The organism is Arenimonas metalli CF5-1 (genome assembly GCF_000747155.1).
Taxonomy (GTDB): Bacteria; Pseudomonadota; Gammaproteobacteria; order Xanthomonadales; family Xanthomonadaceae; genus Arenimonas; species Arenimonas metalli.
In genome coordinates this window covers 57,838-78,607 of record NZ_AVCK01000009.1, presented here as the reverse complement: position 1 = coordinate 78,607, position 20,770 = coordinate 57,838, and the positions used below count along the sequence as shown (strand labels likewise).

Here is a 20,770-nt window from a genome sequence, read left to right as displayed (position 1 = left end):
CGCGCGCCTGCCGGAACGCCGACGATGCGATTCGCCGGCCGCATCACCGAGTGGCACGACGAGAAGGGCTACGGCTTCATCACGCCCAACGGCGGCGGTGACCGCGTGTTCGTCCACGTGCGCGCCATTTCCCGGGCCGGCCCGCGTCCCGGGCCAGGCCTGCAGCTCACTTACCAGGTCGAGCGCGATGGGCGCGGCCGCATGAACGCCGTATCCGCGCGTCCCGCAGGGCGCGACAAACCCGCCGCGCGCGGCGGTCGCAGCCCGAAGGGCGTGCTGGCCCTCGCCTGCCTGGCGATGCTCGTGGCGGCCACCGCCTGGTTGGGCATGCCGGCACTGGTGCCGGCCGGTTACGCGGCGATGAGCGCGATCACCTTCATCGCCTACGCCATCGACAAACGCGCGGCCCAGGCCGGGCATCGCCGGACGCCCGAAAGCACCCTGCACCTGATGGCGCTCGCCGGTGGCTGGCCCGGCGCGATGGCCGCGCAGCACTGGCTGCGGCACAAATCGGTGAAGGCTTCCTTCCTCGTGGTGTATCGGACCACGGTTCTGCTAAACCTCGGGGCGCTGGCCGCCTGGATCTTCGAGCATCGTGCCTGACCTTGCGCTGTTTGATTTCGACGGCACCCTGACGCACTGCGAAACCTTCCCGCGCTTCGTGCGCAGCGTGGTGCCCGCCGAGCGCCTGCGCTGGGGGCGGTGGCGGCTGGCGCCGCTGGTGGCGGGCTACCGGCTGGGGCTGGTCAGCGGCACGCGGATTCGCGCGGCCGTGGTGGCGCGCGCGCTGACCGGGATGCCCGTGGCGCCCTTCGAGGCGGCCGCCCGCGACTGGGCCCGCGGCGAACTGCCCGCGTTGCTTCGGCCCGAAGCGATGGCCCGGCTGCGGGCGCACCGCGATCGCGGCGATACCGTGCGCGTGGTGTCGGGCAACTTCGAAGCGCTGCTGGCGCCCTGGGCCGAGGCTGAAGGCGTGGTGGCGCTGGGCTCGCGGCTCGAGGCCCGCGATGGCCTGCTCACCGGCCGCTACGCCGGGCCGCAGTGCGTGCTCGACGAGAAAGTCGCGCGCATCCGCGCCGAGCTCGAGCCGTCCCGCTTCGACCGCATCCACGCCTACGGCGACACCCCCGAGGACCGGCCGATGCTGCTGCTCGCCGACGTGGCCCACTACCTGCCCAAGGGCTGGCCGGACGGGCTGGTGCCTGAACGGATCGACTGAGGTTCAGCCGCCCCGCGCCTGCGCCGTGCGACCATGACCGCGACCCGACGCACCCGGAGCCCCGCCATGACCCGCCGCCTGATCCTCGCCCTCGCCGGCCTCGCCCTGCTGGGCGGCTGCGCCAGCACCGACAAGCTGATGCTGGGCCAAGCCCGCGCGCCCATCGATCCGGCCGAAGTGCGCATCTACCGGGTGCCGCCGCCGGGCGCGATCGACATCGCCGAGATCGACGCCTCCAGCGCGATTGGCTTCGGCACCCGCGGCCAGGATGCCGCGGTGATGGACCGCCTGCGCCAGGAGGCCGCGGCGCTGGGCGCCAACGGCCTGCTCATCCTGGGCCGCGGCAGTTCGCGCTCGCCCGTGGGCATGTCGGTCGGCGGCTCCCGCTACAGCCGCAACAGCGCGGTGGGGCTGGGCATCGGCATCCCGACCACGCAGAAGGAAGCCACCGCGGTGGCCATGTACGTGCCGCCGTCGGCGTCCGCAGCCCCGCCCGAACCGATGGACGAAGCCGTCGACGACGCGCGCGGCGACGACTGATCCCGCCCAAGGGTGGCGCGGAAGGTGAAGTTCCGGACCGGGCTTCTGTTGGCGGCTGCCGCGGGCCTGGCGGCTTACCTGGCGTTCTGGCCGGTGCCGGCGCAACCGGTGGCATGGCATGCCCCCAAGGACCTCGGCCACTGGGGTCCGCATGCCACCAACCACGCACTCGCCGCGCTGCGGCATGTCGACCTGGGCAGCGACCGCGGGCCGGAGCACGTGGCCTTCGGGCCCGATGGCCGGCTCTACGTCGCGGTGGCCGGTGGCCGCGTGCTGCGCATGGCGGCGGACGGCAGCAGGCGCGAGGTGTTTGCGGACACGGGGGGCCGCGTGCTGGGCTTCGACTTCGACGCTTCCGGCCATCTGGTCGCGGCTGACGCGTATCGCGGGCTGCTGTCGATTGCGCCGGACGGCGCCGCCACGGTGCTGGCCGACGCGTTCGAAGGCCAGCCGATCCGCTACGCCGACGCGGTGGTGGTCGCCGACGATGGCCGGATCTACTTCACCGACGCCAGCACGCGCTTCGCCCCCGCCGATTGGGGCGGCACCTTCGAGGCCAGCGTGCTCGACATCCTCGAGCAGTCGGCCACCGGCCGCGTGTTCGAGTACGACCCGGCGACGCGCGCGCTGCGCCTGGTGGCACGGGGGCTCAGTTTCGCCAATGGCATCGAGCTCACCGCCGACCAGGGCGCGCTGCTGGTGGTCGAGACCGGGCAGTACCGCGTGTGGCGCATCGACCGCGAGGCGCGGGCGCTGGACGTGCGCCAGCCCTCGCCGCAGGCCTTCGCACTGTTCGACAACCTGCCCGGCTATCCCGACAACCTGATGCGCGGGCTGGACGGCCGGATCTGGGTGGGCTTCACCAAGCCGCGCAGCGCGCTGGTGGACGCGATGGCGCCCTACCCGTTCCTGCGCAGGATGACGCTGCGGCTGCCGCGCTGGCTGTGGCCGGTGCCGCCGGCCTACGGCCATGTGATGGCCTTCAACGAGGAAGGCCACGTCGTCGCCGACCTGCAGGACCCGTCCGGCGCCTATCCGGAAACCACCGCCGTCACCGAAACCCGCGGGCGCCTCTATGTCCAGAGCCTGCACGCCGGTACGCTGGGCTGGCTGCCAAACGACTGACATCCACGCACCGAACAGGAACCCACGCATGGCCATGGCCGAATCCGACATCCAGAAGGGCTGGATCTACCGCACCAGCCACCTGCAGGAGCGCCTGGTGCTGGGCTGGGACCGCGACGGCCGCGTCGTCTACAGCTCGCGCGGCAAGGACCCCGAGCGCGAGTTCCAGAACTGCCACGTGCGCATCACCACCGCGAAGTTCGCCCAGCGCGCCATCGGCAAGCTGCGCCAGGTCGAGGATCTCAAGCCCTACCTCGTCGCGAACAAGGCGACCACGGTCGTGGTGCGCTGAGCCGGCTCCCGCCGCCGAAACAACACGCGCGCCAGCAAGCACCGAGCAAGGATCAGCCCGCATGCACAACCGCAGTCTTCGCTTCAGGACGGAGCGATTCGAGTACCAGGCGGAGCTCCCGGAGGATGACAATGCAGGGAACCGGTTCTATGGCGCGGACGTCGCCGAATTCCTGGCGCAGGGCCTGTCGGACGGCGGGCTCGGGATGGACTACCTGGACGAAGACTGGGGCTGGTCCGTCTTCGGCAAGACCGACGACGGCCTGTTCCTGGAGATCGCCATCTACCAGCTGTCCGAGGACGGCACGCCCGGTGAGAGCGGGACCAACGAGTGGGGTCTGTGGCTGCGTGCACATGAAAAGACCAAGTGGCTGGGCCTGTTCACCAGGACGCGAGAGGTCGAGGTCCCGCCCGCCTTCGCCGACCGCCTGCGCGCGCTGCTGGCCGGCGCCGGCATCGAAGCAAGGCCCTGGAAGACCCCGGGCTGAGGTGGGGCCTCGCAAGGCATTTGAATCCGAAACGGCCGCTCCAGAGGTCTTCCGATGTCGCCACTGTTGACCATCGCCCTGTTCCTGCTGATGTTGGGGGCCATCCTGCTCGGCCCGCCCATCGTGCGCTACAACCGGGTCCGGCGGGAGGTACTGCGCTACGCAGCGGCCGCGTCCTCCGCGCAGCTCGAGGCGATCTACGCGCTGGTCGAACAGACCGGGACCGTCGCGTCCAATGGCTTCGTCCTGGCCCGCACCTACCGGAAGACGGAGCACGAGCGCTGCCTGGTCCCTCTCCCCGAGGGACTTCCGGATTTCCCGTGGAGCGGTCGGGTGATCGAGGTGGTGGCAGCGGATGAAGTGGTGGTTCGCTTCGTGGATGAGCCCGCCACGGAACCCGTGCTGCTGGGCGAGGCCTATCGGCCGGTTCGCGTGCCGCGTCATGCGACCCGCAAACCCGCCAGGCATCGGAACGTCTATTCACCGGGAGAGTACGTCGCCGCCAGCGCGCCGCTGCGGGAGGCATTGGCCGCGGCCTGTCCCAATCATCCGCTCAAGCTGCTCTCGCACCTGCTGTGCGCGGCGGGCGGTGATGGTGTCGAGTTCGAGCCCATCGACCAGGCGCGCATCGGCACCAGCCCGTCCTGGGTGCAGGACCCGGAGTACCAGTACTGCGATGACTGCCGTAAGCGGATGCGGCTCATCCTGCAGGTTCCCGGCCCCCTGATCAGCAGGAAGGCATTCCGCCGGGGCACGTTTTATTTCTTTGGCTGCCCGGCCCATCCTGACAGGACCAGGACGCTTGGGCAGTACACATGACCGACGATCGAAATGACCCCTCCCCGGCACGCTTCGACGACTCGTGGCAGCGCTGCTGGGCCGGGCTGCAGGCCAAGGGTGACGGCGCGGCGGTGCGAGACGCGCTGCTGGCGGCTTACGCCGAGCCGCAGCGCAGCTACCACACACTGCAGCATCTCTCCGAGTGCCTGGCGCTGTTCGACGCGCATCGCCACCTGGCGGTGGAGCCGGCGGAAGTCGAGATCGCGCTCTGGTTCCATGACGCGATCTACGCTGTACGCGCCAGCGACAACGAAGCGCGCAGCGCCGACTGGGCCGAAGCGGAGCTGCGCAAGGCGGGCGTCACCGAAGCGCGCATTTCGCGGGTCCGCAGCCACATCCTCGCGACCCGTCACTCCGCCCTGCCCGAAGGCAACGACCAGGCGCTGCTGGTGGACATCGACCTGTCCATCCTCGGGGCGCCGCGGGCGCGGTTCGAGGAGTACGAACGCCAGGTCCGCGAAGAATATCGGTGGGTGCCCGGCTTCCTGTTCCACCTTAAGCGCAGGCAGATCCTGGCCCAGTTCCTCGCGCGCGACGCGCTTTTCAACACGCCCGCGATGCGCGCCGCCCTTGAGGCGGCCGCCAGGGGAAACCTTGCCGAATCGCTGCGCAACGCCAAGGCTTAGTTGCCCATGTCCAGCCATCGCGCCAGCCAGCCAGACCCTTGCGCCTTCTGCGCCATCGTCGCGGGCACGGCGCCTGCCAGCCTCGTGCACGAGGATGCCCTGACGCTCGCCTTCGTCGACCTGAGGCAGGCGAATCCGGGGCATGTGCTGGTCATTCCGAAGGTCCACGTCAGCGACGTGCGCTACCTGGACGAAGCGACCGGCGCCGCGCTGATGCACTCGGTGAGCCGGGTGACGCGCGCAGTCGGCCGCGCCTTCCCCAACAATGGCCTGAGCCTGTGGCATTCCATCGGCGAAGCGGCGTTCCAGGAAGTGCCGCACCTGCACATCCACGTGCACCCGCGACTGATCGGCGACAACCTGTTGCGAATCTACCCCGAACCGCCGACGATCGCCGACCAGGCAACCAGGGATCGACTGGCCATTCGCGTTCGCGACGCGCTTGCCAGCGAAAGGGACAACACGCCATGACCGTCACCGTCGCCCGCTACTTCGAACCGTCCGAAGCGCACGTGGTGCGCGCGCTGCTGGAATCGGCAGGACTGCAGGCCACGGTGGCCGACGACCACCACGTCACCGCCAACTACCCGCTGACCGGTGCGATCGGCGGCGTGCGGGTGCAGGTGCCCGCGGGGCAAGCGGACGAAGCCCGGGCGCTGGTCGCGGCGTATGCGAGTGGTGATCTGGAGCGGGAGCTGGAGGAAGCCGTCGGCGAGCCGCCCGAGGCTTGCCCGGCCTGCGGCAGCACGCGCTTCGCGACGCGCGCACCGGCCACGGGCAAGCTGCTGGCGGTGGCGGTGTGGATGTTCGGGGCGGCGACGTTCCCGCTGCGCGGGAGCCGGGGGGAGTGCCTGGCGTGCGGGCATCGGTGGGGGCGGGGTTGAGGCACGGGCATCGGGACTGAAGTCCCTCCCACAGGGTGGGATCGCGCAAGAAAAAGGGCGCCCCGGGGCGCCCTTCTCTTCACTCGGCAGGCGGTGGAATCAGCCGGCGGCGCGGGCCGCGATGGCCGCGGCGAAGGACTGCGTGGTGCCGGTGCCGCCGAGGTCGGGCGTCAGGTTGTCCTTGGCGGCCATGGTGTCGATGATCGCCTGGCGCAGGCGGTTGGCCTCGGACACCTTGCCCAGGTGCTCGAGCATCTGCACCGCGGCCAGCAGCAGCGCCACCGGGTTGGCGATGCCCTTGCCGGCAATGTCCGGCGCCGAGCCGTGCACGGCCTCGAAGATCGCCGCCTCGGTGCCGATGTTCGCGCCCGGGGCCAGGCCCAGGCCGCCGACCAGGCCGGCGCACAGGTCGGACAGGATGTCGCCGAACAGGTTGGTGGTGACGATGACGTCGAACTGCTCGGGGCGCATCACCAGCTGCATGCAGGTGTTGTCCACGATCATCTCGTTGCACTGGATGTCCGGGTACTCGGTGGCCACCTGGCGCGCGACCTTCAGGAACAGGCCCGAGGTCGACTTGAGGATGTTGGCCTTGTGCACCACGGTGACCTTCTTGCGGCCGACACGGCGGGCCAGGTCGAAGGCGTAGCGCACGATGCGATCGGAACCGCGGCGCGTGACCTTCTGCACGAGGGTGGCGGTCTCGCCGTCGGCGGTGAGGTTCTGGCCCTCGCCGATGTAGGCGCCCTCGGTGTTCTCGCGCACCGTGATCAGGTCGATGTTCTCGTAGCGCGACTTGGTGTTCGGGAAGCTGATCGCCGGGCGCACGTTCGCATACAGGTCGAAGCGCTTGCGCAGCTCGACGTTGATCGAGCTGAAGCCCTCGCCGACCGGCGTGGTCAGCGGCGACTTCAGCGCCACGCGGTGGCGGTGGATGGCGTCGAGGGTGGCGGCGGGCAGCAGCTCGCCCTGCTTCTCGTAGGCGCTCAGGCCGGCTTCGACGAAGTCATAGGTGAGGCCGACCTTGAGCGCGTCGAGCACCTGCAGGGTGGCGTCCATGATCTCCGGGCCGATGCCGTCGCCACGGATCACCGCGATGGTCTGGGTCATAAAATTCTTGGTCTTCCAAAGGGTTATGGCAGCCGGGCGGCCGCCAAAGGCGCGATATTATGCCAGATTCCGGCCCACCCCCGCCCACTGGACCTTGGTCGCAGGGCGTTCGGGCCTGAAGGCCCTCCTACAGGCCGCGTGTAGGAGGGCCTTCAGGCCCGAAGCTTTTCAATGCTCGTGGTCGGGGGCGGCGGGGGCGTCGATGCCCTGGCCTTCGAGCTGGTCGAGGAAGTCGACGCCGCGGCGCAGGTGCGGGATCACGATCGAGCCGCCCACCACCAGGGCCACGCTGAAGGCCTCGAAGAACTCGTCGCGGTCGACGCCGGCTTCCTTGCACTGGGCGATGTGGTAGCTGATGCAGTCGTCGCAGCGCAGCACCATCGACGCCACCAGGCCCAGCAGCTCCTTGGTCTTGAGGTCGAGCTTGCCGGCCTTGTAGGTCTGGGTGTCGAGCGCGAAGAAGCGCCGCACCACCTGGTTGTCCTGGCCCAGGATGCGCTCGTTCATGCGCTGGCGGAACTCGGTGAACTCCTTCACCCGGTCCTTCTCGGAAGCGCTCATGCCCGGGCCTCCAGCAGCGGCTTGAGGCCGCCGGCGCGGTCGAGCGCCACCAGGTCGTCGTAGCCGCCCACGTGGGTGTCGCCGATGAAGATCTGCGGCACCGAGGTGCGCTTCGCGCGCGCCATCATCTGCTCGCGGGCGACGGGGTCGAGGTCGATGCGGACCTCCTCCCAGCTGGCGCCACGGGACTTCAGGAAATTCTTCGCGGCCACGCAATAGGGGCAGATCGCGGTGGTGTACATCGTGATGTTGGGCACGTCGGTCCTCCGTTGACCCGCCAAGTTTGGGGGCGACGGGGCGGCATTGCCAGCACGCGCCCGCGCAACGCTGCGGCACGCGGCGGTGTTAACCCCCGATTCACGCCTGCCGGCCCGGGCAGCCGGTATCCTCGGGCATCCCCCGCCTGGAGCCGCCGTGCGCATCCTGCTTCCCGTCGCCGCCCTCAGCCTGGCCCTGTCGCTGGCCTGCAGCGCCCGCGCCCAGAGCACCGGGCTGCCGGACATCGGTTCGTCCGCGGGCGAGGTGATCGACCCGGGCATGGAGGCCCGCTACGGCGCCTACACGCTGTACGAACTGCGCCGGCTGGGGCTGGTGCTCGACGATCCGCTGATCGACGGCTGGCTGCAGGCCATGGGCTACCGGCTCGCCGCGGCCAGCGACACGCCGCGCCAGTCCTTCACCTTCTTCATGATGCGCGACCGGCAGATCAACGCCTTCGCCACCCTCGGCGGCTACATCGGCATGAACGCCGGCCTGGTGGTCACCGCCGAGACCGAGGACGAAGTCGCCGGCGTGATGGCGCACGAAATCGCCCACGTCAGCCAGCGCCACGTGCTGCGCGGCGTCGAGCGCGCGCAGAAGGACCAGGTGCCGATCCTGCTGGCCATGCTCGGCGCGATCGCGCTGTCGCAGTCTCAGGGCGGCGGCGCCCGCGCCAGCGGCGGCGGCAGCCAGGCCGGCGATGCCACCGCGGCGGCGATCACCGGCGCGGCGGCCCTGATGCAGCAGCGCCAGATCAACTACACCCGGTCGAACGAGTCCGAGGCCGACCGCGTCGGCATCCAGACCCTCGCCCGCGCCGGCTACGCCCCCGGCGGCATGGCCGATTTCTTCGAACGCATGCAGCGCGCCAGCCGCGGCAACAGCGGCGGCTACCAACTGCCCGAGTACCTGCGCAGCCACCCGGTCACCACCACCCGCATCAGTGAAACCCGCCAGCGCGCCGAGCAGATGGCGGCCCAGCCGGCGCGCGGTCCGATCCGCGCCCCCACCGCCACTTCGCTGCTGCTGCCGGGCGAGTTCAGCCTGGGCGCGTCCGACCTGCGCGGCGGCAGCGATGCTTTTCCCTGGGCCCGCGAACGCCTGCGCGTGTTCAGCGCCGACAACGCCGCGGCCGCCCTGCGCGAATACCGTGCCCTGGCGAACGCCCCGGGCGCCGAAGCCAGCGATGCCCAGCGCTATGGCCTGGCCCTGGCGCAGATGCGCGGCGGCTACCCGGCCGAAGCGGAGGCCACGCTGGCCGACCTGCTCCGGCGCCATCCCGGCCAGCTCTGGCTGGAGCTGGCCCAGGCCGAGGCCGCCGCGATCGGCGGCCGCCACGCCGTATCGCGCGAGCGCTTCGAGGCCCTGGTCACCCGCCACCCCGACAACCGAGCCGTGCGCCTCGCCTACGCCGAAGCCCTCGGCAAGCAGGCCACCCCCGAGGCCGGCCGCCGCGCCCAGGCCGTGCTGCGCCCGCTGCTGGCCTCCGGCGGCGACGACCCGGTCTTCCAGCGCAGCTTCGCCCGCGCCAGCGAGCTGGCCGGCGACCTCGTCCGGGCCGGCGAGGCCTACGCCGAGACCGCCTACCTCAACGGCCGCGCGGTGGACGCCCTGAACCAGCTCGACGCCCTCAAGCGCCGGGACGACCTGGACTACTACCAGCGCGCCCGCATCGAGGCCCGCATGGCCGCGATCACGCCGGTGGTGCTGGAAATGGAGCGCCAGGGCATCCGCCCCGAGGAGCAGCGCCCGGACCGCCAGTAGGCCCCGCCACCCCTGTCACCCGCCGGTCACAAAAGTTTTATCTACTTGCACCACGGCCCACCCGGTGACACGGTACCCCTCGTGCAAAAACGCATCCTGATCGTCGACGACGAACCCGCCATCCGCGAGATGGTGGCCTACGCCCTGCGCAAGGGCGATTACGACCCGGTCCACGCCGGCGACGCCCGCGAGGCCCAGCACGCCATCGCCGAGAAGGTGCCCGACCTGATCCTGCTCGACTGGATGCTGCCCGGCGCCAGCGGCCTGGAGCTGGCCCGGCGCTGGCGCAAGGACGAGCTGACCCGCGACGTGCCGATCATCATGCTCACCGCCCGCGGCGAGGAAAACGACCGCGTCAGCGGCCTGGAATCGGGCGTCGACGACTACGTGGTCAAGCCCTTCTCGGCCCGCGAACTGCTGGCCCGGATCCGCGCCGTGATGCGCCGCTCGCGCGAGGACGAAGATGACGGTTCCGTGACCGTCGGCGGCCTGCGCATCGACGGCGCCGCCCACCGCGTCTACGCCGGCGAGCAGCCGGTGCACGTGGGCCCCACCGAATACCGCCTGCTGCACTTCTTCATGACCCATGCCGAGCGCGTCTATTCGCGCACCCAGCTGCTGGACCACGTCTGGGGCGGCAACGTCTACGTCGAGGAGCGCACGGTGGACGTGCACATCCGCCGCCTGCGCAAGGCGCTCGAGCCCTACCGCCTGGACGACATGGTGCAGACCGTGCGCGGCTCCGGCTACCGGTTCTCCGCGGCCGCGGCCTGAGGATGGGCGACCGCCGGACATGAGCGTATCGATGCTGCTTCGGCTGGCCTGGCGCCAGTCCCTGATCCGGCTGCTGTTGTTCTATGGCTTCGCGCTCGGCATCGGGCTGGCGCTGGGCGAGCCCTGGTGGGCGCTGGGCCTGGCCACCGCGGTGCTGGCGGCGCGCGCCTACTGGCGCCTGTACCGCGTGCTGCGCTTCCTGGACTGGCGCAAGCAGCTGCGCACCGTGGACGGCCAGGGCCTGTGGGCCGCGCTGGAAACCCTGATCCACCGCCGCCAGACCGAGAACCGCAACCGCGGCCGGCGCCTGGTGCGCCTGCTGCGCGCCTACCGGCAGGCGGCGACGGCGATGCCCGACGGCGCCCTGGTGATCCAGCGCCGCGACGGCCGCCTGGTCTGGTTCAACAAGACCGCGCGCCGCCTGCTGGGCCTGCACTACCCGCAAAGCCTGGACACCCCCCTGCTCGACTGCTTCCCGGAGCAGCCGCGCGTGCGCGAATGGCTGGCCGCGGGCCAGACCGACGAGCCGCTGCTCGACCTGGCCAGCCCGGCCGACCCGATGGTGCGCATCAGCCTGCGCCTGATCCCCTATTCGGCCACCCAGTGGATGGTGGTGGTGCGCGACGTCACCAAGCTGATGCGGCTCGAGCAGGTGCGCCGCGACTTCGTGGCCAACGTCTCGCACGAACTGCGCACGCCGCTGACCGTGGTGCACGGCTACCTCGACATGATCGAGCCCGAGGAGCACCCGGAGCTGGCGGTGATGGTCGAGGAAATGCGCCGGCAGTCGCAGCGCATGACCCAGCTGGTGGAAGACCTGCTGACGCTGTCGCGCCTGGAGGCGCAGGAGCACCTGCCGGAGGAACCGCTGGCGATGGCGCCGATGCTGGTGACCCTGCGGCGCGAAGCCGAGGCGCTGAGCCAGGGCCGGCACAAGATCGTGGTCGAGGATGCGGCCGGCTGCGACCTGGTCGGCTCGATCAAGGAGCTGCACAGCGCCTTCTCCAACCTGGTCAGCAACGCGGTGCGCTACACGCCCACCGACGGCCGCATCGTCATCCGCTTCGAGCGCACCGCCGACCGCGGCGCCCGCCTCGCGGTGCAGGACAGCGGCCAGGGCATCCCGGCCCAGCACCTGCCGCGCATCACCGAGCGTTTCTACCGGGTCTCGACCAGCCGCTCGCGCGAATCCGGCGGTACCGGGCTGGGCCTGTCGATCGTCAAGCACGTGCTCAGCCTGCACCAGGCCTGGCTCGAGATCGACAGCGAAGTGGGCCGCGGCAGCACCTTCGCCTGCGTCTTCGGCCCGGCCCGGGTGCGCCCGCGCGACACCCCCGGCGAGGCCTGAGGGCCTGCGCCGCGCCCGTCCGGCGTAAGCTAGGGCCTCCCACCGGCGTGACCGTCCCTCCGAACCGACCATGAGCCCAGACTTGCCCGAAACCATCGACCTGCACGCCCCGGGGCTCTACCTCAACCGCGAACTGTCGCAGCTGGAGTTCAACTTCCGCGTGCTGGCGCAGGCGCAGGACCCGGCGGTGCCGCTGCTCGAGCGGCTGAAGTACCTGTGCATCAGCTGCACCAACCTCGACGAGTTCTTCGAGATCCGCGCCGCCACCGTGCGCACCGCGCAGCAGTTCGGCGGCCCGCTGCCGCCCGACGGCATCCCGCCGACGCAGGCGCTGGAACTGATCCACGACAAGGCCGCCAGCCTGGTCGAAGAGCAGTACCGCTACTGGAACGAGACCCTGCGGCCCGAGCTCAACGCCGCCGGCATCCGCATCCTGGCGCATTCGTCGTGGAATGCGCGCCAGAAGAAGTGGCTGCACAAGTACTTCCAGGACGAGCTGCTGCCGGTGCTGTCGCCGCTGGGCCTGGATCCGGTGCACCCGTTCCCGCGCATCCTCAACAAGTCGCTGAACGTGGTGGTGGTGCTCGAGGGCAAGGACGCGTTCGGGCGCAGCGGCGGCATGGCCATCGTGCGCGCGCCGCGCTCGCTGCCGCGCATCATCCAGCTGCCGCCGGAAGTCTCGGGCGGCCAGCATGACTTCGTGCTGCTCTCGGCCGTGCTCACCGCCTTCGTGGACGACCTGTTCACCGGCATGAAGGTCAAGGGCGCCTACCAGTTCCGCGTCACCCGCAACTCCGAGCTGTTCGTGGACGAGGAGGAAGTGGAAAACCTCGCCAGCGCGCTCAAGGACGAACTCGCCAGCCGCGGCTTCCGCCCCGCGGTGCGGCTGGAGATCGCCGAGCACTGCCCCAAGCCGATCGTCGCGATCCTGCTGCAGAACTTCGGCCTGACCGAGAACGCGGTCTACCGCATCAACGGCCCGGTCAACCTCAACCGCGTCACCCAGGTGTACGACCTGGTGAACCGGCCCGAGCTCAAGTTCCGTCCGTTCCGGCAGCGCCCCGCCGACCTCGACGAGGACTCGCCCTTCGCCACGCTGCGCCAGGGCGACGTGCTGCTGCACCATCCCTACCAGAGCTTCCAGTCGGTGCTCGACCTGCTGCAGCACGCCGCGAACGACCCGGACGTGCTGGCGATCAAGCAGACGCTCTACCGCACCGGCAAGGACAGCAAGATCATCGAGCACCTGATCACGGCCGCGCGCAACGGCAAGGACGTGACGGTGGTGGTGGAACTGCGCGCGCGCTTCGACGAGGAGGCCAACATCCGCCTCGCCGACCAGCTGCAGGAGGCCGGCGTGCAGGTGATGTACGGCGTGGTGGGCTACAAGACCCACGCCAAGATGATGCTGATCGTGCGCCGCGAGGGGAAGAAGCTGCAGCGCTACGTGCACCTGGGCACCGGCAACTACCACGCCGGCACCGCGCGTGTGTACACCGACATCGGCCTGATGACGGCCGACCCGGACATCGCCGCCGACGTGCACGACATCTTCCACCAGCTCTCGGGCCTGGCGCCCAAGATCAAGCTGCGTCGGCTGCTGCAGTCGCCCTTCACCCTGCACGCGGCGCTGCTCAAGAAAATCGCCCGCGAGGCCGAGCTGGCCCGCGCCGGCAAGGGCGGCCGCATCATCGCCAAGATGAACGCGCTCAACGAGCCCAGCGTGATCCGCGCGCTGTACGAGGCCTCGCAGGCCGGCGCGAAGATCGACCTGATCGTGCGCGGCGCCTGCTGCCTGCGCCCGGGCGTGCCGGGCGTGTCGGACAACATCCGGGTGCGCTCGGTGATCGGGCGCTTCCTCGAGCACAGTCGCGTCTACTGGTTCGGCAACGGCGGCAAGCCGGAGATCTTCTGCTCCAGCGCCGACTGGATGGAGCGCAACCTGATGCGCCGGGTCGAGACCTGCTTCCCCATCCTCGATCCGAAGCTGGCAGAACGCGTGTTCGACGAGGAGCTGGCGAACTACCTGGCCGACAACCTCAATGCCTGGCTGCTGCAGGAGGACGGCCGCTACCTGCGGGTCTCGCCGCCGGAGGGCGACATGCCTTATTCTGCGCAGGGCGCGCTACTCGCCCGACTCTGCGGATGACACCGGATGCCGACTGAAGCCGAGCAGCCACTCAAGGACGGGGACCTGCTGGCCGCGGTCGACCTGGGCTCGAACAGCTTCCACATGGTCGTGGCCCGCTACGTGCTGGGCCAGCTGCGCATCGTCGACCGCATCAAGGAAACCGTGCGCCTGGCCGAAGGCCTGGACGGCGAAGGCGGCCTCAACCCCGACGTGATGCCGCGTGCGCTCGACTGCCTGGCCCGCTTCGGCCAGCGTCTCGACACCATCCCGGCGCACCGCGTGCGCGCCATCGCCACCAACACCGTGCGCGCGTTGCGCAACCCGCAAAGCTTCCTGATGCCGGCCGAGACCGCGCTCGGGCACGGCATCGAGATCGTCGCCGGCCGCGAGGAGGCGCGCCTGATCTACCTGGGCGTGGCGCACGGCAGCCCGCCGGCCGAAGGCAAGCGCCGGCTGGTGATGGACATCGGCGGCGGCAGCACCGAGTTCATCATCGGCCAGGGCTTCGAGGCGGTGGAGCGCGAGAGCCTGCAGATGGGCTGCATCGCCACCACCCGCCGCTTCTTCGGCGACGGCAAGCTCTCGCGCAAGCGCTGGAAGGAGGGCCGCACCGAGATCACCGCCGAATTCCAGCAGTTCGCCACGGCGTATCGCCGGCGCGGCTGGCACGACGCGATGGGTTCGTCGGGCACCATCAAGGCGATCTGCGACATCTCGATCGCGCTCAAGATAACCAAGGCCTCGATCACCGCCCAGAGCATCGACGCCATCCGCGAGAAGCTGCTCGACTTCGACAAGCTCGAGGACATCCGGCTGCCGGGCCTGTCGGCCGAGCGCCGGCCGATCATCGCCGGCGGCCTGCTGGTGCTGGACGCCGCCTTCTCCGAGCTCGGCATCGAGCGCATGTACGTCAGCGACCACGCCATGCGCGAGGGCGTGCTGTACGACCTGGTGGGCCGCGCCAGCGACACCGACCCGCGCGAGGCCTCCATCGTCGCGCTGTGCAACCGCTACGGCGTGGATGCGGCGCAGTCGGCGCGGGTCGAGGCGACCGCGCTGCGGCTGTTCGACCAGGCCGAGGCGGCCTGGGGCCTGGACGGCGACAACCGCCGCCTGCTGTCCTGGGCCGCGCGCATCCACGAGCTCGGCCTGGCGATCGCGCACAGCCAGTACCACCAGCACGGCGCCTACGTGGTCGAGCACTCCGACATCGCCGGCTTCTCGCGCACCGAGCAGCAGATCCTGGCCGCGCTGGTGCGCAACCAGCGCCGCGGCGTGCACCTGGGCAGCATCGAGAAGCTGCCCGACCGCCTGATCCCCAACACCCTGCGCTGCGCCCTGCTGCTGCGCCTGGCGGTGCTGCTGCACCGCAGCCACGAGCGCGACCCGCTGCCGCTGGCCGACGCCATCGCCGACGGCGACTCCCTCACGCTCAAGCTCTCCAAGCGCTGGCTCGAAAGCCACCCGCTGACCCGCCTCGACCTCGACACCGAGCGCGACCACCTGCAGGAAGTCGGCCGCAAGCTCCTCATCAAGACCGCCTGACCCGCCCCCCCTGTGGGAGGGACTTCAGTCCCGATGCCGTTGGCCGAAAAGCATCGGGACTGAAGTCCCTCCCACAAGGGCGCGGCGTCACGGCGCTGAAACCCTGCGGTCACGGCACTGGCACGGGCGCAGCGCAGCCTGTCGGCATGGACAGACTCCTGCACATCGAACTGGTCACCGAGACCTACCCGCCCGACGTCAACGGCGTCGCTTTGACCGTGCAGTCGCTCGAACACGGGCTGCGGCAGCAGGGCCACACCGTCGGCATCGTGCGCCCGCAGCGCGACGACGAAAGCCCGCGCCCGGACCCGTCGCTGATGGTGGTCGAAGGCGCGCCGATCCCGCGCTATCCCGGCCTGCGCTTCGGCCTGCCCGCCGGCAAGCGCCTGGCCGCGCGCTGGATGGCGCAGCGGCCGGACGCGGTCTACATCGCCACCGAAGGCCCGCTGGGCTGGTCCGCGCTGCGCGCCTGCCGCCGGCTCGGCATCCCGGTGGCCACCGGCTTCCACACGCGCTTCGATGACTACGTCGGCCGCTACGGCGCCGGCTTCCTGAGCCCCTGGGTGTTCTCGTGGCTGCGGCGCTTCCACAACAAGGCCGACGCCACCCTGGTGCCGACCCGCGAACTCGAGGATGACCTGCGCCAGCAGGGCTTCCGCCACGTGCGCCGCCTGGGCCGCGCGGTGGACACCCGGCAGTTCCACCCCGGCTGGCGCGACGACGCGCTGCGGGCGCAGTGGTCGCCCGGCGGTGCCCCGATCGTGCTGCACGTCGGCCGCATCGCGCCGGAGAAGAACCTGCCGCTGGCCGTGCGAAGCTTCCGCGCGCTGCAGGCGCAGCGGCCGGGCGCGCGCTTCGTCTGGGTCGGCGATGGCCCGGCGCGCGCAGAGCTGCAGGCCGCGAACCCCGACTTCCTCTTCGCCGGCGTGCAGCGCGGCGATGCGCTGGCGCGGCACTTCGCCAGCGCCGACCTGTTCTGTTTCCCCAGCCTGTCGGAAACCTTTGGCAACGTGACGCTGGAAGCGATGGCCAGCGGGCTGGCCACGGTCGCGTTCGACTACGGCGCGGCGCGCGAGCACCTGTGCAACGGCGTGCACGGCGGCACCGTGGCCTTCGGCGACGACGCGGGGTTCGTGGAGGCCTTCGTGCAGACCGGCCTGCGGCCAGACCTGGCCACGCTCGGCGCCGCGGCACGGCAGGCGGTGCTGCATCTCGAACCGGGCCAGGTGGCCGCGGACTTCGCCGCCCTGCTCGGGGCGCTCAGCCACTGGCGGGAAGCCGCGTGAGCCCGCGCACCCGCCGGCTCGTGGTTCGCGAGCACGGTTGGTGCCTGGCCGCCAATCGCCTCGGCGCACGCGCCTGGGTGCGGCTTTACTTCCGCGCCATCAGCCGACTCGGCGACGGCGCCTTCTGGTACGCGCTGATGGCCGCGCTGGTGCTGTTCGACGGCTGGCGCGGGCTGGCGGTGTCGGCCCAGCTGGCCGCGACCGGCCTGGTCGCGCTGACGATGTACCGCAAGCTCAAGCGCTGGACCCGCCGCCCGCGCCCCTTCGCCGCCGACGGCCGCATCCGCGCCTGGGAAGCCCCGCTGGACGAGTTCTCGTTCCCGTCCGGCCACACGCTGCACGCGGTGTCCTTCACCCTGGTCGCCCTCGCCCACTACCCGGTGCTGGCCTGGCTGCTGGTGCCCTTCACCGCCAGCGTCGCAGTGTCGCGGGTGGTGCTGGGCCTGCACTACCCCAGCGACGTGCTGGCGGCTTCGGGCATCGCCTCGGCGCTGGCGGCGCTGTCGCTCTGGGCTTTCCCGGCGATGCTCTGACCCCCCGCTGTGGGAGGGACTTCAGTCCCGATGCGTGCTGCGGAAAGCATCGGGACTGAAGTCCCTCCCACAGGGCTCAGAGCGGGCGGAGCCAGAAGGTGAGCGGCTTCTCGGTGGGTTTGTCCTCGCCGATCTCCTGCCAGGCCAGGCGCACCGTCAGGCCCGGCTGGCGGACGTAGCCGCGGCCGGTCCAGAAGGCTTCGTTGCCGCGGTGGCCAGCGGGGCGGCGCGGATCGTCACCGGCACGATCCACCGCGCAAAACGCGGTGGTCGTGAACCGGCCAAGCGAACGCGCATGCGCCTCGCGCTCGTCGAAGAAACGGTGGCCGAGACCGCGGCCGCGGTAGGCGGGCAGCAGCACCGACTCGCCGAAATAGAACACCTCGCCCACGTCGCGCCCGGCGTCCAGGAAAGGCTTCTGGAACTCGATGGTGTCATCGGCCAGCGGCAGGCCGGTGGACGCGCCCACCACCTCGTCGCCGTCGAACGCGAGCACGAACACGCTGTCGGGCGAGCGCGCATAGGCCCGCAGGTAGTCCTGCTCGTAGCCGAAGTCGCCGGCGTACAGATAAGGCCAGTCGCGGAACACGGCGATGCGCAGCCGCGCCACCGCGTCCAGCCACGGACCGATGGCGGCGCCGGCCACGCGCCGCACCCCGACTTCGCTCACTTCGCAGCCTGCTCGCCGATCCAGGCGTCCACGCGCCGCTCCAGCAGCGCCATCGGCATCGAGCCGCCCCCCAGGACCAGGTCGTGGAAGGCCCGCGCATCGAACTTCGGCCCCAGCGCCGAACGCGCCTTCTCGCGCATCGCCAGGATGCGGTTCATGCCGACCTTGTAGGCCAGCGCCTGCCCCGGCATCACCAGGTAGCGCTCGATCTCGGCCACCACGTCGGTCTCGGGCATGCCGGTCTTGTCGCGCATGTAGGCGATGGCTTCCTCGCGGGTCCAGCGCTGGTCGTGCATGCCGGTGTCGACCACCAGGCGCACGGCGCGGAACATCTCGGCCTGCAGCCGCCCCAGGTTGTCGAGCGGCTGCGACTGGAAGCCCTGCTCCCAGGCCAACCGCTCGGCGTACAGCGCCCAGCCTTCCGAAAACGCGGTGAACGGCAGGATCTTCCGGAAGGTCGGCACGCCGGTCATTTCCTGCTGCAAGGCGATCTGGAAGTGATGCCCCGGGATCGCCTCGTGGTAGGCCAGCGTGCGCATGCCGAAGCGCGCGACCTCGGCTGTGTTGCGCAGGTTGAGGTAGAACACGCCGGGCCGCGAACCGTCGAACGCCGGCGCGTTGTAGTAGGCGCCGGCCGAGGTCTGCTCGCGGAACACCGGGATGCGCTCGACCTTGACGCCCGCCGACGGCCGCACGTTGAACAGGTCGCCGATGCCGGCGTCGATTTCGCGGATGATCTTGTCGAAGTCGGCCAGGATCGCGGCGCGGCCTTCGTCGGTGTCCGGGTAGATCTGGTCGGGGCGGGCCGCGATCTGCTGCACCCGCTCGCCGATGCTGCCTTCCACCAGGCCCTCGGCGACCAGGATCGCGTCCATCTCCGCCTCGATCCGCGCCACCTCGGACACGCCCATCGCGTGGATCTCGGCCGGCGTCATGTCGGTGGTGGTGTTCTGCTTCACCTGCCAGGCGTAGAACGCGGCGCCGTCGGGCAGCGCCCAGACGCCGTGGTTGCCGGTGGTCCTGGGCAGCAGCGCCTCGTAGTGGGCGATGTAGCGGCGGTAGGCGGGCTGCACGGCCTCGACGATGGCCGTCTGCGCTTCGGCCAGCAGGGCCTCGCGCGTGGTCGCGTCCATCTCGGCCTCGGGGAGCTTCGCCAGCTTTTCCCGGAACGAGGTGTAGAGGATGTTCTCCGCGGCCGGCGCGTCTGCGAACAGGCGCATCTCGGCCAGCACCTTCTCGACCACGAAGGTCGGCGGCAGGATGCCCGCGTCCTCGCGGGCCTCCAGGCCTTCCATCACCTGCCCGGCGGCCACCGGGATCTTGCGCAGGCGGGCCAGGTAATCGCGGGCCTCGCCTTCGGACGCCACCGGGTGCTGGGTGGCCAGGAAGGTCGGCAGCTGGCTCTGCACGCCGAACATCTGGTTGAGCGGGTAGTCGTGCAGCGCAAAGCGCTCGCCCTCGGCCTGGCTGGCCAGGAAGTATTCGAGCATGTCGTAGGACAGCTTGCGGCCCTCGTCCAGCGCCTCGCGGTCGTACTCGCGCAGGGTGGCGAGGTCGTCGCGCAGCTTGGCCTGCAGCGCCTGCTGGCGGGCCGGCGAGCGGTCGGTCAGGTCGTCGCTGAACCAGTCGGCCCAGGGCGGCAGCATCCGCATCGAGCTGAGCAGCTCCGGGTCGTCCACGGCGTACTCGATGAAGACGCGCTCGAAGAACCAGTCGATCTTCAGCGGCCTGGCGTAAACGGTGTGCAGCACCAGCGCGGCGAGGGCCAGCAGGCTGGCCAGCAGCAGCCAGGCGGTCCAGCGGATCAGGGTTCTCATCGGTTCACTCCTTGGCCAGCCCGGGAACATACCAGAGCCGCCCCGGCGGCCGCCCGGGCGCCGGCCCGGGGCGGTAGACTGGCGCCATGAACTATCGCCACGGATTCCACGCCGGCAACCACGCGGACGTGCTCAAGCACCTGGTCCTGGTGTCGCTGCTCGATGCCCTGAAGAAAAAAGACGCGCCCTTCTTCGTGGTCGACACCCACGCCGGCCGCGGCCGCTACGACCTGGCCGGCCTGCAGGCCAGCCGCACCGGCGAGGCCAAGGCCGGCATCCGCAAGCTCTGGGCGCTGGCCGCCGCGATGCCAACGCCGCCGCCCGCCCTCGCCCGCTACCTCGCAGCCGTAGCCGCCGCCCAGGCCGGCGCGCCGGACAGCTACCCGGGCTCGCCGCTGATCGTGTCCCAGGCCCTGCGCCCGCAGGACCGGCTGGCCGCCTGCGAGCTGCTGCCGGACGAAGCCAACGTGCTCAAGGGCGTGCTGTCGCACGACCCGCACAGCCACGTGCACGCCCGCGACGGCTACGCCGCGCTCAAGGCCCTGCTGCCGCCGCGCGACGGCCCCACCAAGTTCGCGCGAGCGCTCGTGCTGATCGACCCGCCCTACGAGGCGCAGGACGAGGAGTACCCGCTGATCACCGGCGCCGTGGCCGATGCGCTGCTGCGTTTCCCGCAGGGCATCTTCGCCATCTGGTACCCGATCAAGCAGCGCCCTAGCCTGCACCCGTTCTTCCGCAAGGTCGCCACCCTGCCGGTGAAGTCGGCGCTGGCGATCGAGCTGCTCGTCCGCCCCGACGATTCGCCGCTGCGCATGAACGGCAGCGGCATGCTGCTGCTCAATCCGCCCTGGCAGATCGAGAAGGACATCGAGCCCGCCCTCAAACCCCTCGCCCAGGCCATGGGCGAAGCCGGCGCCTCCTGGCGCCTCACGTGGTTGAAGCAAGACAAGGCCTGAG

23 protein-coding genes are annotated in these 20,770 nt (G+C 70.7%); 18 read left to right on the top strand and 5 right to left on the bottom strand.

Annotated features, from left to right (window positions below; genetic code table 11):
- Positions 1-24 precede the first annotated feature (24 nt).
- The 10 genes from N787_RS15295 to N787_RS14200 all read left to right on the top strand — a co-directional run bounded on the left by N787_RS15295 (position 25) and on the right by N787_RS14200 (position 6,013).
- Complete coding sequence (locus tag N787_RS15295) at positions 25-603, top strand: DUF1294 domain-containing protein (protein ID WP_034210618.1); 579 nt, start codon at positions 25-27, stop codon at positions 601-603.
- Positions 596-1,219: an HAD family hydrolase gene (locus tag N787_RS02770; protein ID WP_034210616.1), complete on the top strand. Its 624-nt coding sequence runs from the start codon at positions 596-598 to the stop codon at positions 1,217-1,219. Before N787_RS15295 ends, N787_RS02770 begins: the two co-directional genes overlap by 8 nt.
- Before the next feature lie 66 nt (positions 1,220-1,285).
- Positions 1,286-1,759: a hypothetical protein gene (locus tag N787_RS02765; RefSeq protein ID WP_034210615.1), complete on the top strand. Its 474-nt coding sequence runs from the start codon at positions 1,286-1,288 to the stop codon at positions 1,757-1,759.
- A gap of 24 nt (positions 1,760-1,783) precedes the next feature.
- Positions 1,784-2,884 (top strand): SMP-30/gluconolactonase/LRE family protein, encoded by a 1,101-nt coding sequence (locus N787_RS02760; protein ID WP_211252119.1) that lies wholly within the window; start codon positions 1,784-1,786, stop codon positions 2,882-2,884.
- 28 nt (positions 2,885-2,912) lie between these two features.
- Complete coding sequence (locus N787_RS02755) at positions 2,913-3,176, top strand: hypothetical protein (protein ID WP_034210612.1); 264 nt, start codon at positions 2,913-2,915, stop codon at positions 3,174-3,176.
- Between the two features lie 61 nt (positions 3,177-3,237).
- Positions 3,238-3,663 (top strand): hypothetical protein, encoded by a 426-nt coding sequence (locus tag N787_RS02750; RefSeq protein WP_034210611.1) that lies wholly within the window; start codon positions 3,238-3,240, stop codon positions 3,661-3,663.
- Between the two features lie 66 nt (positions 3,664-3,729).
- Positions 3,730-4,482, top strand: coding sequence for a hypothetical protein (locus tag N787_RS02745; protein WP_156968877.1), 753 nt, complete (start codon positions 3,730-3,732; stop codon positions 4,480-4,482).
- On the top strand, positions 4,479-5,129 hold the full coding sequence (locus N787_RS02740) for an HD domain-containing protein (RefSeq protein ID WP_034210609.1): 651 nt from the start codon (positions 4,479-4,481) through the stop codon (positions 5,127-5,129). The genes N787_RS02745 and N787_RS02740 overlap by 4 nt, the downstream gene beginning before the upstream one ends.
- A gap of 6 nt (positions 5,130-5,135) precedes the next feature.
- A complete protein-coding gene (locus N787_RS02735) occupies positions 5,136-5,600 on the top strand; it encodes an HIT family protein (protein ID WP_034210608.1) in 465 nt (154 codons plus the stop codon).
- Complete coding sequence (locus tag N787_RS14200; RefSeq protein WP_052575066.1) at positions 5,597-6,013, top strand: putative signal transducing protein; 417 nt, start codon at positions 5,597-5,599, stop codon at positions 6,011-6,013. The genes N787_RS02735 and N787_RS14200 overlap by 4 nt, the downstream gene beginning before the upstream one ends.
- Before the next feature lie 99 nt (positions 6,014-6,112).
- On the opposite strand, the gene N787_RS02725 is transcribed toward N787_RS14200, so the two are convergent.
- The 3 genes from N787_RS02725 to grxC form a co-directional block, all read right to left on the bottom strand.
- Entirely contained in the window at positions 6,113-7,123 is a 1,011-nt protein-coding gene (locus N787_RS02725) for an isocitrate dehydrogenase (RefSeq protein WP_034210607.1), read from the bottom strand.
- A gap of 168 nt (positions 7,124-7,291) precedes the next feature.
- A complete protein-coding gene (locus tag N787_RS02720; RefSeq protein WP_034210606.1) occupies positions 7,292-7,684 on the bottom strand; it encodes a carboxymuconolactone decarboxylase family protein in 393 nt (130 codons plus the stop codon).
- On the bottom strand, positions 7,681-7,926 hold the full coding sequence (grxC, locus tag N787_RS02715) for a glutaredoxin 3 (RefSeq protein ID WP_052575078.1): 246 nt from the start codon (positions 7,924-7,926) through the stop codon (positions 7,681-7,683). The genes N787_RS02720 and grxC overlap by 4 nt, the downstream gene beginning before the upstream one ends.
- Positions 7,927-8,098: 172 nt before the next feature.
- On the opposite strand from grxC, the gene N787_RS02710 reads away from it, so the two are divergent.
- From N787_RS02710 to N787_RS02680, 7 genes are all read left to right on the top strand, one after another.
- Positions 8,099-9,709 carry a M48 family metalloprotease gene (locus tag N787_RS02710; RefSeq protein ID WP_034210603.1) on the top strand — a complete coding sequence of 537 codons (1,611 nt, stop codon included), beginning with the start codon at positions 8,099-8,101 and terminating at the stop codon, positions 9,707-9,709.
- Positions 9,710-9,790: 81 nt separating this feature from the next.
- Positions 9,791-10,483, top strand: coding sequence for a phosphate regulon transcriptional regulator PhoB (phoB, locus tag N787_RS02705; RefSeq protein ID WP_034210601.1), 693 nt, complete (start codon positions 9,791-9,793; stop codon positions 10,481-10,483).
- 19 nt (positions 10,484-10,502) lie between these two features.
- Positions 10,503-11,831, top strand: a complete 1,329-nt coding sequence (phoR, locus tag N787_RS02700) for a phosphate regulon sensor histidine kinase PhoR (RefSeq protein WP_084590596.1) — start codon at positions 10,503-10,505, stop codon at positions 11,829-11,831.
- A gap of 70 nt (positions 11,832-11,901) precedes the next feature.
- Entirely contained in the window at positions 11,902-13,980 is a 2,079-nt protein-coding gene (gene ppk1 / locus N787_RS02695) for a polyphosphate kinase 1 (protein WP_034210599.1), read from the top strand.
- Between the two features lie 6 nt (positions 13,981-13,986).
- Positions 13,987-15,507 (top strand): exopolyphosphatase, encoded by a 1,521-nt coding sequence (gene ppx / locus N787_RS02690; protein ID WP_034210597.1) that lies wholly within the window; start codon positions 13,987-13,989, stop codon positions 15,505-15,507.
- A 158-nt stretch (positions 15,508-15,665) separates the two neighbouring features.
- Positions 15,666-16,793, top strand: a complete 1,128-nt coding sequence (locus N787_RS02685; protein WP_156968883.1) for a glycosyltransferase family 4 protein — start codon at positions 15,666-15,668, stop codon at positions 16,791-16,793.
- Positions 16,790-17,326, top strand: coding sequence for a phosphatase PAP2 family protein (locus tag N787_RS02680; RefSeq protein ID WP_034210594.1), 537 nt, complete (start codon positions 16,790-16,792; stop codon positions 17,324-17,326). The genes N787_RS02685 and N787_RS02680 overlap by 4 nt, the downstream gene beginning before the upstream one ends.
- A gap of 76 nt (positions 17,327-17,402) precedes the next feature.
- Here the strand turns inward: N787_RS02680 and N787_RS02675 are convergent, their stop codons facing one another.
- The gene (locus N787_RS02675; RefSeq protein ID WP_084590595.1) at positions 17,403-18,020 is read right to left on the bottom strand and encodes a GNAT family N-acetyltransferase; all 618 of its coding nucleotides are present in this window, start codon (positions 18,018-18,020) and stop codon (positions 17,403-17,405) included.
- Positions 17,993-19,813: a DUF885 domain-containing protein gene (locus N787_RS02670; RefSeq protein ID WP_034210592.1), complete on the bottom strand. Its 1,821-nt coding sequence runs from the start codon at positions 19,811-19,813 to the stop codon at positions 17,993-17,995. The genes N787_RS02675 and N787_RS02670 overlap by 28 nt, the downstream gene beginning before the upstream one ends.
- An 86-nt stretch (positions 19,814-19,899) precedes the next feature.
- On the opposite strand from N787_RS02670, the gene N787_RS02665 reads away from it, so the two are divergent.
- The gene (locus N787_RS02665) at positions 19,900-20,769 is read left to right on the top strand and encodes a 23S rRNA (adenine(2030)-N(6))-methyltransferase RlmJ (RefSeq protein ID WP_034210591.1); all 870 of its coding nucleotides are present in this window, start codon (positions 19,900-19,902) and stop codon (positions 20,767-20,769) included.
- The last annotated feature ends 1 nt before the right edge of the window (position 20,770 follow it).